Annotated in this window: 10 protein-coding genes; 4 read left to right on the forward strand and 6 right to left on the reverse strand. The window is 66.2% G+C overall.

Annotated elements, in window-relative coordinates:
- Positions 1 to 4 precede the first annotated feature (4 nt).
- Genes QFZ57_RS03710 through QFZ57_RS03720 form a run of 3 tightly spaced genes read right to left on the reverse strand, consistent with a single transcriptional unit; the run spans position 5 to position 3116 of the window.
- Complete coding sequence (locus QFZ57_RS03710) at positions 5 to 682, reverse strand: urea amidolyase associated protein UAAP2 (RefSeq protein ID WP_306898056.1); 678 nt, start codon at positions 680 to 682, stop codon at positions 5 to 7.
- On the reverse strand, positions 679 to 1554 hold the full coding sequence (locus tag QFZ57_RS03715; RefSeq protein WP_306898058.1) for an urea amidolyase associated protein UAAP1: 876 nt from the start codon (positions 1552 to 1554) through the stop codon (positions 679 to 681). The genes QFZ57_RS03710 and QFZ57_RS03715 overlap by 4 nt, the downstream gene beginning before the upstream one ends.
- A 59-nt stretch (positions 1555 to 1613) precedes the next feature.
- On the reverse strand, positions 1614 to 3116 hold the full coding sequence (locus QFZ57_RS03720; RefSeq protein WP_306898061.1) for an amino acid permease: 1503 nt from the start codon (positions 3114 to 3116) through the stop codon (positions 1614 to 1616).
- Between the two features lie 242 nt (positions 3117 to 3358).
- On the opposite strand from QFZ57_RS03720, the gene QFZ57_RS03725 reads away from it, so the two are divergent.
- Together QFZ57_RS03725 and QFZ57_RS03730 are read left to right on the forward strand one after the other, a co-directional pair.
- The gene (locus QFZ57_RS03725) at positions 3359 to 4030 is read left to right on the forward strand and encodes a TetR/AcrR family transcriptional regulator (RefSeq protein WP_306898063.1); all 672 of its coding nucleotides are present in this window, start codon (positions 3359 to 3361) and stop codon (positions 4028 to 4030) included.
- Between the two features lie 57 nt (positions 4031 to 4087).
- Positions 4088 to 4924 (forward strand): alpha/beta fold hydrolase, encoded by an 837-nt coding sequence (locus tag QFZ57_RS03730; protein WP_306898065.1) that lies wholly within the window; start codon positions 4088 to 4090, stop codon positions 4922 to 4924.
- Positions 4925 to 4989: 65 nt separating this feature from the next.
- On the opposite strand, the gene QFZ57_RS03735 is transcribed toward QFZ57_RS03730, so the two are convergent.
- Both QFZ57_RS03735 and QFZ57_RS03740 read right to left on the reverse strand, forming a co-directional pair.
- On the reverse strand, positions 4990 to 6489 hold the full coding sequence (locus tag QFZ57_RS03735; protein WP_306898067.1) for a DHA2 family efflux MFS transporter permease subunit: 1500 nt from the start codon (positions 6487 to 6489) through the stop codon (positions 4990 to 4992).
- A 118-nt stretch (positions 6490 to 6607) separates the two neighbouring features.
- Positions 6608 to 7174, reverse strand: coding sequence for a type 1 glutamine amidotransferase domain-containing protein (locus QFZ57_RS03740; RefSeq protein ID WP_056337507.1), 567 nt, complete (start codon positions 7172 to 7174; stop codon positions 6608 to 6610).
- 508 nt (positions 7175 to 7682) lie between these two features.
- Here QFZ57_RS03740 and QFZ57_RS03745 point away from each other — a divergent pair.
- Positions 7683 to 9293: an HNH endonuclease signature motif containing protein gene (locus tag QFZ57_RS03745; protein ID WP_306898072.1), complete on the forward strand. Its 1611-nt coding sequence runs from the start codon at positions 7683 to 7685 to the stop codon at positions 9291 to 9293.
- 117 nt (positions 9294 to 9410) lie between these two features.
- Here the strand turns inward: QFZ57_RS03745 and QFZ57_RS03750 are convergent, their stop codons facing one another.
- Positions 9411 to 10031: a TetR/AcrR family transcriptional regulator gene (locus QFZ57_RS03750; protein WP_306629120.1), complete on the reverse strand. Its 621-nt coding sequence runs from the start codon at positions 10029 to 10031 to the stop codon at positions 9411 to 9413.
- 130 nt (positions 10032 to 10161) lie between these two features.
- Here QFZ57_RS03750 and QFZ57_RS03755 point away from each other — a divergent pair, with 130 nt between their 5' ends.
- On the forward strand, positions 10162 to 10428 hold the full coding sequence (locus QFZ57_RS03755; protein WP_306898074.1) for a hypothetical protein: 267 nt from the start codon (positions 10162 to 10164) through the stop codon (positions 10426 to 10428).
- Position 10429 lies beyond the last annotated feature (1 nt).

Below are 10429 nucleotides of genomic sequence, written 5' to 3' on the forward strand. Positions count from 1 at the left end.
TTGCTCACTTGGCTGCCTCCGGCCGGGTGACGATCATGCGGACGGGGGTGGGGTTGAAGCCGTTGCAGGGGTTGTTGATTTGCGGGCAGTTGGAGACGAGCACCAGGGTGTCCACCTCCGCTTTCAGGGCCACGCGCTTGCCGGGGGCGGACAGGCCGTCAACGATGCCCAGGGCGCCGTCCGGGTCCACGGGGACGTTCATGAACCAGTTGATGTTGGACACCAGGTCCCGCTTGCCCAGGCCCCAGCGCGAGCCCTCGATCAGGAAGTTCTCCACGCAGGCATGCTGTTCCCGGGTGTGCTGGCCGTAGCGGAGGGTGTTGGACTCCTGTGAGCAGGCGCCCCCGATGGTGTCATGCACGCCCACTTCGTCAGCCACGACAGTCATCAGCGGCGCACCGGTGTCGGCGCGCAGGACCGAACCCGTGGTCAGGACGATCGATTGCTGTGAGGCGATGGTGACCGGTGCCGAGTAACGCACGGTGGTGTCCCCCGCCGCGTACAACAGGCAGTCCACGGCCTGGTTGCCCTCAAGGTCCACGATGGTCAGCACATCCCCGGCGGCCACGACGGCGGACCAGGGGCCGCGGGCCTCGACGAATTCGTCAAGCACCACGTCGCCGGGTGCGAGGGCAATGTCGCGGGCCTCCGCGATGGTTTCAGTGTGGATGGCGGTGTTCATCGGGCGTTCCTTGCGGTGAGGTCGTGTTCGGTGTTGCGGAGGGCCTGCAGGTGTTCCGGGGCCAGCGGGCCGGCCAGGCGGCCTGACTCCAGTTCGGCGAGGTCCTGCGGTGCGTGCCAGGCGACGATGTCCACGGCCGTCCCGGTGAAGTCCGGCCGTGGGTCCAGCGGGTGGGCGGTGTTGGCCAGTACCAGCACTGCGTCCATCTGGAGCAGGAGTTCGACGGCGGCACCCGGCCCCGCGCTTCCGGTGAAGGTGATGCTGCCTGCAGGGTCCACGGTGATGCCTTTGAAGAAGGACAGCGACGGCGCCACATCCCGGGGGCCCAGGCCGTTCTTCAGCGCGCCGAGGGTGAGCAGTTCGCGTGCTGCCGGGGAGGCGCTGTGGGCGGTTCCGGAGCCGTACCTGGCGGTGTTGCCGGCGAGGGTGGTGGCGCCTGTGAGTGCGTCGTGGCGGGACGAGGTGTCAGCAACGATCGTGGCCATCAGGCGGCCGGCGTCGGACAGCAGCGGGTGGCCCGTTCCCGGGTAGGCCTGCCACGGGACTTTGACGGTGTCCGCGGCATTGAGGCGTTCGTGAAGGGCGCCGGTGCGGTACAGGAGGGTGTGCACGCAGGCGTCACCGCCGGTGTCGGTCAGCCGGATCCGGGTGCCGCGGGCCAGGGCCATGCTGGTGTAACGGCCAAAGGCGAGGGATTCGGCCCAAGTGGGGGACGCGCCGTCGGGCAGTCCGGTCGTCAGGCGGGCCGGCGCCGAAGCTGCCGGCACGTGGCGCATGGTTTCGGCGGTCTTGCCGTGCTGTTCCCTGGCGTGGGCGCGGGCGCCGGCCGTGGTGGCCGTGCCAGTGACTGGCGTTTCGATGGTCTGTGTCATGTCAGTCCTGTATGTCTCGGAAGCGTGTTGTGTCGAAAGGAAAGGGGGTCGGGATGGCGTCAGGCCTTGGCTGCCAGGTTCCGGCTCCGGACCCAGATGCCCAGGAGCAGTACGGCAGTGACCATCAGGGGCGCGGACCAGAGGAGGATTGGGTTCTCTCCGGAGGGGTCGTACACCTCGGGCCGGGGCCACGCCAGGTTGACCACCATGACACCGCCGTAGAGGACGGCGAGGATATTGACGGGAAGGCCCCAGCGGCCCAGTGAGAAGAGGCCTGCCGGCATGGTCTGCCCCACCCGCTCCCAGTCGCCGCGAAGCCGGTTGAGCAACTGCGGGACGGTGACCAGGAGGTAGGCAAGGTAGACCATCACGATGCAGACGCTGCACAGGGTGGTGAACAGCGCCGCGTTGCCTACGTTGATGGCCAGCACCGCAACAGCCAGGGCGCCGATCACGATGGAGGGCCACATGGGCGTGCCGCGGGTGGGGTGGACGGAGGAGAGCAAGGCCGACGCCGGGAGCTTGCCGTCGCGGGCCATGGAGAAGACCAGGCGGGAACCGGCAGTCTGGATCGCCAGGGTGCAGACGAAGATGGCGATGGCCACATCCACCAGCAGGACCTTGCCCCAGAAGGTGCCCAGGACTGCGGTGAGGACGTAGGGCAGGCCCTCGGTGGCGAGACGGCCGTCGTCGAGGCTGGGCGCGGCCATCAGGGCGGTGATGATCATCAGCGCGCCGCCGATGCCGGAGATGAGCAGGGCGGAGAGGATGGTCCGCGGTGCGGTGCGGCGCGGGTCCTTGGTTTCTTCGGACAGTTCACCGGCCGAGTTGAAGCCCACCATGACGTAGGCGGCCATCAGTCCTGAGACCAGGAAGGCTCCCACGGCGCCAAGGTCGGACCCCTGCATCACGCTGGTGTCGGCAACCACGTCCGGTCCGCGCTGGGCGGCGCTGATGAGGGCCAGGATCACCGCCACTACGCCCACGATCTCGCAGGTAACGCCCACTGAGTTCACGTGGGCCATCAGCTTCACGCCCAGGGAGTTGATGACGGTGGTGGCCACCAGGAGGACGGCGCCGAGCACCACCGCGTTGGAGGCTCCGGTCACGGTGTTCAGCGCGGAATCACCGCCTACCACCTGGAAGCCGTCCCACAGTTGGGGCAGGACCACCTGCAGGGCGATGGCTGCAGCGGCAGCTGTGACCACCTGCGCGATGGCCATGAACCAGCCGGCGAACCAGCCCACTCCCTCTCCCCCAACGCGGCGAGCCCACTGGTACACGGCACCGGACAGGGGGTAGCGGGCAGCGAGTTCGGCGAAATTCAGCGCCACGAGCAGCTGCCCCACCAGGACAACCGGCCAGGTCCAGAAGAACGCGGGCCCGGCGAAGGAGTAGCCGAACGCGAAGAGCTGGAAGATGGTGGTGAGGATGGACACGAAGGAAAAGCCGGCGGCAAAGGAAGCGTAGCGGCCGAGCTTTCGGTGCAGGGTGGGCTGGTAGCCAAGGGACGTCAGGTCTGCATCGTCCTGGTGGACGGTGGGGAGGACGGTTGATGTCATCGGGAATCTCCGGGGCTGGAAAGGGATCTTGGGGGCGAAGCCTCCCGGCACTGCAGCACTCGGCCGAAGGCTGCTGATTACCGGTCAATTGATAGTTTTCCAGCGCCATGTCCCCAAACAGTTTCACCTCTGTAAAAGGCGGATAGACATCTTGTTTCGGGCGGATTTCCGTCCCCTCACAATGCCCGCCGGCGGATTCGCCCTGCCCTGTCATGCCTCCGCGGTAATGCAAGAATGAGGCAGTGACTTCCGCCGGACCGGGACGCCCCCGCCATCAACAGCCCTCGCGGCCGGGTGCCACCGCCCGCGATGAAATCCTCGACGCCGCAGCGGAGCTCTTCACCACCCAGGGCTTTGCCAGCACCTCCACCCGTTCCATCGCAGACGCGGTTGGCATCCGGCAGTCGTCCCTCTACCACCACTTCAAAACCAAGGACGATATCCTCGAGGACCTCCTGGAGGGGACGGTGTCCGGTGGCCTGAAGTTCGCGCGCGCGGTGGCCGCGCTGCCTGCTGACGCCGCTGGAACGGAAAGCCCGGCTGGGAGCCGGCTCTACGCCGTCGCGCTTTACGACGGCACCCAGCTGTGCAGCGCCCGGTGGAACCTTGGCGTGCTGTACCACCTGCCGGAGGTCCGCAGCACCCGCTTTGCCCGGTTCCTCAGTGACCGCCGGGAGCTCAGGCGGCTTTACGGGGAACTGGGGACCGGCTTGTCGGCCACCCCGGCCGCACCGGACGGCGGTGACTTCACCTTCCGCCTGGTCGAGTCCCTCATCTACCTCCGCGCGGACGGCGCAGTAAGCGCAGAATCGGCCATGCAGGCGGCGGATGCCGGGCTGATCCTTTGCGGGCTCGGGCACCGGCTTCCGGCCATTCGCGCGGCCGGCCAGGCCCTCATAGACCGCCTGGCCTGACGTCCCGGTCGCCCACTCCGGGATGCCCTGCCCGGTTTGCTCGGCTAGGCTCGGAACATGACGCGAGAGAACATCAGGACCCCCGACGGCGGCACTGTGGAGCTCTTCTCCACCGGCGCTGAACTTGCTTCTGCAGGTTCGGGCGTGGTGGTTGTGCCGCCCTCCATGGTGACGGCCGCGGATTACACCAAGTTCGCCCAAAAACTGAGCGCCTCCCTGGGCCGGCCGGTGCACACCTTCAACCGGCGGGGGCGTGGGTCCTCGTCGCCGCAGCCCGAGGATTACACACTCGACGTGGACATCCGGGACCTGGCCACGGTCATGAAGCACACCTCCAGCACTGACGTCTTCGGCCACAGCTTCGGCGGCGCCGTCGCCCTGCACGCTGCGCGGACCCTTCCCGTGGAACGGCTCGCCGTCTATGACCCGGCGGTCTCGGTGAACGGCAGCGTCACAGCCGACTGGATCGTGGAGTATGAGCGGGCCATCGCAGCCGGAGACCATGACCGCGCCCTCGCCGTGATCCAGCGGGGCCTGGAAGCCGGTGGTTCCTTTTCATCGCGCATGCCGCTGTCCATGCTCACCCTCGCCAACAAGCTGACCGCAGGCACCACCGAAGGAAAGCAGCAGCGCGAGCTGATGCGCACCGGCGTCCGTGAGATCAGAGCGATTATTGCCGCGGACATGCCGGCTGAACCGTTCCAGGCGCTGCCCCTGGAGACGTTGATTGTGGTTGGCGAAAAGTCTCCGGCCTACTTCGGCATCGCCTGCGGCCAGATCCATGATGTGCTCTCCGGCTCCAGCTACACCATCCTGCCCGGCTTCGGCCACGACGGCGCCATCAAGGCCCCGGACAAGCTGATCAAGGAACTGAGCGACTTCTTCGCGGGCTGACCCATGCAGGTCGCAGTAGTTGTCGTTCTGGGCGCTCAAACGACAACTACCGCGACCCAGTTGGGCTAGTGCGCGCCGTGGCCCGCGCCGGCACCTTCGGTTTTGCGCATCATCGCGGAAAGTACGACGGCGGCGAGGGCTATGCCGGTTGCCGTCAGGAAGGCGGCGCTCATCCCGGCGACGAGTCCCGACGTCGCGCTCACAACGGCGAAGATGGATACCAGGAGCGCCGTACCCGCGGCGCCGGCCACTTGCTGCGCGGTGCTCATGATCGCGGACCCGTGGGAGTAAAGGTGCGGCGGAAGCGGGTTCAGCCCGGTGGTGAAGGCGGGCGTGAACAGCAGCGCCAGGCCGAAACTCAGCCCCACGTGCAAGGTGACGATCCACCAGACTGCCGTGCCGGCGTCGAGCATTGAAAACTGCCAGAGGGCCACCACCATCAGGATGGACCCGGTAATGGTGAGCGGCAGCGGACCCACCTTGTCGAACGCCCGGCCGATGACCGGCCCGAGCAGGCCCATCGCCAGGCCGCCGGGAAGCAGTGCAAGGCCGGTTTCGAGCGAGCCGAGGCCCCGGACTTCCTGCAGGTAGAGCGGCAGCAGGATGACGCCGCCGAACAGGGCCATCATGGCCACCACCATCAGCAGGACCGAAACGGTGAACATCCGGAAGTTGAACGCGCGCAGGTCCAGCAGTGGCGCGGCTGCCTTCTGGAGCCGCACCTGGCGGAGGACGAAAACCGCCAGGGCCGCGACGCCGATGACGAGGGCTGCGATGGCGCCGGCACTGGGACCGGCCTGGCCGCCGTGGCCGCCGCCGATCTGGCTGAGCCCGTAGACCAGGCCGCCAAAGGCGGGGACGGTGAGGATGACGGACAGCGCATCCAGCCTTGCCTTTTCAGGCTCGCCCACGTTGGTGAGGTATTTCGCGCCAATAGCCAGGGCCGCGAGGGCCACCGGCAGCACGAAGACGAACATGAAGCGCCAGGTGAAATGCTCCAGGATCAGCCCGGAGACTGTGGGACCCATGGCCGGTGCCACCGAGATGGCGATGCTGACGTTGCCCATGACGGCGCCGCGTTTGGCCAGCGGGACCAGGGTAAGGATGGTGGTCATCAGCAGCGGCAGCATGATGGCGGTGCCGCCTGCCTGGACGATGCGTGCCAGCAGCAGGATTTCGAACCCGGGTGCGACTGCGGCAAGCGCTGTTCCGCCGGCGAAAAGGCCCATGGCGAGCATAAAGACGGCTCGCGTGGACAGGCTCTGGAGAATGAACCCGGTGGTGGGGATGACCACGGCCATGGTCAGCATGAACCCCGTGGACAGCCACTGCACGGTGGGGGCGTCCACCCGGAGGTCCACCATGAGCCGCTGCAGGGCCACATTCATGATGGTCTCGTTGAGGATCACCACGAACGTCGCCACCAGCAGCGTGCTGATGATGGTGACGGACTCGCGGGACATCTTCTCCGGCGCAGCGGGCCGGATCCCTTCGCGGACTTCCGCGTGGGTTCGTTCGTTCTGGACGGGCTGGCCGCTGGCTGTGGGTGAGGTCTCGGTAGACATGGGTGTTCCCTCAGGGGTTTTATGAATGATGCACGGACGGCGCCGCTGCAGATTCAAACACTCTACCCGCTGGAGTAATTCCTCCATACGGGTTTTTAGCCCTGAGGGAACATTAGGGTCAGGCGGTCTGGCCCGCGTGCTGGCCCTCGGAAATTTCCTCCACCAGCTTGTTGTTGAAGGCCGGCAGGTCATCCGGGTTCCGACTGGTGACCAGGCCCTGGTCCACCACCACTTCCTGGTCCGTCCAGTTGGCGCCGGCGTTCTTCAGGTCGGTTTCAAGGGTGAAGTAGGACGTGACGTTCCGGCCCCTGATGACTCCGGCCTCGATGAGCAGCCACGGGCCGTGGCAGATGGAGGCCACCGGCTTGTGCTGTTCAAAGAAGCTGCGGGTGAAGCTCTGTGCATCCTTGTCCACGCGCAGGTGGTCCGCGTTGACGACGCCGCCCGGAAGGACCAGGGCGTCAAAGTCGGAGGCGTTCGCTTCCGCAACCGTGAGGTCGACGTCGAAGGTGTCGCCCTTTTCCGTGCCGTTGTAGCCCTGCAGCTTGCCGCTCTTGGGTGCAACCAGGGTCGGCTCGCCGCCGGCATCCTTCACGGCCTGCCAGGGACTGGTGAGTTCCACCTGCTCCACGCCGTCAGTCAGCAGGAATGCCACCTTCTTGCCTGCGATGCTGTGCTCTGACATTGTTCCTCCTCATGCTGCGGTTGCGCGCTTTTGGCGCGCGGGGTCCCGCTTCGAGAGTTGATTGCCTGACGGTTACAAGCCTAGGAAAGCTGAAAGTAATAAGCAAGCTGACTATTTGCTTCGAGGGGTAGTTGCCTTAGCTGGGGATCGAATCACGCGAAACTGGCGGCTTTAGCTGATTTTCCGCGCGGCGGGCAGGTTTTGGCGCTGCGCAGGTTCCTTTTCGCGGCGGGTAGGTTCTAGCGCTGCGCAAATTCCGTTTCGCAGCGGTTGTCTGCGGTGCGTCAGGGATTCTGCGCAGCGAGAAGACGTACGACGGCGGCACGCGGTTGTGTGCGCCGGTGCGGCCCGGCAGCGGCTGGGCTGGATGTACAAACTCAAGGTTGGCGCCTGCGCGCGTCGGGCGCACGTCCGGGCGGCATCAGGTCTGGGCGGCATCAGGTCTGGGCGGGATCAGGTCTGGGCGGGATCAGGTCTGAATGTCAGTGCCTCGTTGGATGATGTTCGTATGGGAATCAGCACGGGTGTTGGGGTGGCCTTGGAGGGTGTTCATGCCTCCGTTGCTGCCCTTAATGCCCTGACCCTGGAAGACGCTTCGCTGGCTGCCGGGATTGGCGTTGGCGCCGGTGTTGGTGCTGGGATTGGCGTTGGTGCTGATGTGGATGTGTTGCAGCGGCGGTACGAGCTCCGGCTGGAACGTATGGAACTCAGGTCCCGACTACAGGCGCAGCTGATGGCCGGGCAGGCGGAGGACGTGGTCCAGGCCCTCGAATTCCAGCAGGCCATGACCCCGCCCGGCGCGACCGTCCAGGACCGGACCTATGCGGAGATGTCGGCGGTTGAGGAGACCGCCGGGGTCCTGACCCTCAGCTCCGCGGCCGCCGGGGCGTTCGTGGAACAGTCCCGGCGGGTGTGTTCCCTGCCGCTCGTGATCGATGCATTGGCCGCCGGCGCCATCTCCTGGCAGCACGCCAGGATCGTGGCCGATGAAACCGAAGGCCTCACCCCCGACGCTGCCGCCGCCCTTGTGGCGCACTTCTTTGACCCCGCCGCCCCGAACCCGGCCGGCGGCGCCGCCCCCGGAGAACTGGTCCCGTCCCGGTTCCGGGCCAAAGTCCGCGCCTGGCGGGAACGCCACCACCCCGAAACCCTCGAAAAACGCCACGCCAAGTCCGTGGCCGACCGGCGGATGGAATACACCCCGGACCGGGACGGCATGGCCTGGATCAACCTCTACCTCCCCGGGGACACCGCCTGCGCCATCTGGAACCGCACCACCGCCACCGCCCGCGGCCTCCAGGGACCCGGCGAAGACCGCACCCTTACCCAACTCCGCCCCGACATCGCCGCCTCACTGCTCCTCGGCGCCGCAAGCACCACCGCCTCTGACACCACCAGCACTACAGCCGCCGAAAACACCATGGGGATCGGGAGGATCCCTACCCCGCGGGCCGATGTGCTGGTTACCGTGCCGGTGTTTTCCCTGCTCGGCCTGACGGACGAGCCCGCAATCCTGGACGGTCTGGGGCCGATCCCGGCGTCCATGGCGCGCAGGCTCGTCGCGGACGGGGCGGATTCGTTCTACCGGGTCCTGGTCGACCCCCGGGACGGGGCGCCACTGGAGATCGGCCGGACGCGCTACCGGCTCCCGGAAACCATCAAACAATGGATCCGGATGCGGGACGGCACATGCACCTTCCCCGGCTGCAGCAACCGTTCCCCGGACAACGAGACAGACCACCTCACAGCATGGGAACACGGCGGCACCACCGGTGCCAGCAACCTCGGACAGCTCTGCCCCAAACATCACCGGCTCAAACACGCCCGCCCGTGGATACCCGATACCGCAACAGAAGACGAGCCGCCCGGTTGGACCTCACCCACCGGCCGCCACTACAACGCCGAACACCAAGACCACGAACCAACCCACTGGCCGCAATGGCTGATGCCACCGGCAACCCCCTGCGTAGAAGCAAACCCGGAAGACCTCCCACCATGGGAACCGGACGACGACAACCTCGTGGACCTCAACGACCTATCCCCAGACGATCCACTCTGGGCCGAATTCTTCGCAAAGCCATTCGCGCTCTTCCCGGACTGTGTTGGTGTCCTGCGGTAGGTGCCCGGGGGTTCCTCGCGCCGGAGGACTACGTAGGTACTTGACAGGCCGAACAGCCGCAACTTCGCGGCGCCGGACGCTGAGCCTTTCAGCCCTAAGCCGCCGATTCCTAAGCCGCTACTGCCTGTGATGCTCGATAAGCCAGCCCGCCATCTGCTGGGCCCGCCTCGCGGCCTGCAGGTCACCGCCTGTAGCTGAAATGATGGATCCCTTCATCAGGATCTGCCAGGAACGGGCGAACTCCTCAGGATCCGCAAGTCCGGCTTCTTCCGCCAACGCTTGCACGTGTCCCCGGAGCTTTGCCAGGTAATCGATGCTGGCCTGGCCCAGCGGATGCGAGGGTCCCATCTCCAGCAGAACGTGGATGAAGGTACTCCCCTCAAAGTCCTCACGCCGGAACCATTCACCCAAGACATCGAAAATCGCCAGCAAACGCCCAACGGGGGTTTCACCGCGGCGTCGTGCCTGGGTCACAATCGCTTCGACAGTCCAGAGTTTGTCCCGCTGCTCCAGGAATGCCAGCACCAGCGAGTCCTTGGACGGAAAGTGCCGGTAGAAGGTGGCCTTGGCAACCCCAGACCGATCGATGAGCTCATTCACGCCCACATCCCGGATTCCCCGACGCGAGAACAGCTCATAGGCCACTGCCAGGATGCGTTCCACGGAATTGGCGTTGCCCTCCGCAGGCACCGCTTCTGGGGACGCGGGGGAATCCGGGACCTTCGCCTCTGTACTCATGGGAGTTGAAGTCTAGCGCAGGGGAAGACAGACCGGTCTTTCCCACTGTAATCTTTCTCCTACGCGCAGTGCTTTCGAACGCCGCAGAGGCCCACCCCAAAGGTCGCCGGTTTGGAGCAAGGAGGCCCCCATGTCAGCAGAGCGGATGTTCCACAGCGTCCCGTCAGACCCGGCCCCCTGGATGTCCAGCGACACCCCGGCCGAAGTCCGGCAGTACGCCATCGAGTCGCTCCGCTGGCAGGCGCAGGAAATCATCGATGAATTGCTCTGCAACGAGGACCCAGGCGAGGAACTCGTTAGGGCCCGCCTCCGCCGCTGTGTCGCCAGGAACCCCGGCCGCCCTGAGCGGGCACTCCTCGAACAGCTCATGACCAGCCGGGACAAATCAGGCTTGTAGA

Source organism: Arthrobacter sp. B1I2 (assembly GCF_030816485.1).
Taxonomy (GTDB): Bacteria; Actinomycetota; Actinomycetes; order Actinomycetales; family Micrococcaceae; genus Arthrobacter.

Bases quoted from the DNA above. Each gene is read 5' to 3' on its own strand.
- QFZ57_RS03720 (WP_306898061.1), bottom strand. From the start codon at position 3,116: ATGACATCAACCGTCCTCCCCACCGTCCACCAGGACGATGCAGACCTG.
- QFZ57_RS03750 (WP_306629120.1), bottom strand. From the start codon at position 10,031: ATGAGTACAGAGGCGAAGGTCCCGGATTCCCCCGCGTCCCCAGAAGCG.
- QFZ57_RS03745 (WP_306898072.1), top strand. From the start codon at position 7,683: ATGGGAATCAGCACGGGTGTTGGGGTGGCCTTGGAGGGTGTTCATGCC.
- QFZ57_RS03730 (WP_306898065.1), top strand. From the start codon at position 4,088: ATGACGCGAGAGAACATCAGGACCCCCGACGGCGGCACTGTGGAGCTC.
- QFZ57_RS03735 (WP_306898067.1), bottom strand. From the start codon at position 6,489: ATGTCTACCGAGACCTCACCCACAGCCAGCGGCCAGCCCGTCCAGAAC.
- QFZ57_RS03715 (WP_306898058.1), bottom strand. From the start codon at position 1,554: ATGACACAGACCATCGAAACGCCAGTCACTGGCACGGCCACCACGGCC.
- QFZ57_RS03740 (WP_056337507.1), bottom strand. From the start codon at position 7,174: ATGTCAGAGCACAGCATCGCAGGCAAGAAGGTGGCATTCCTGCTGACT.
- QFZ57_RS03755 (WP_306898074.1), top strand. From the start codon at position 10,162: ATGTCAGCAGAGCGGATGTTCCACAGCGTCCCGTCAGACCCGGCCCCC.
- QFZ57_RS03710 (WP_306898056.1), bottom strand. From the start codon at position 682: ATGAACACCGCCATCCACACTGAAACCATCGCGGAGGCCCGCGACATT.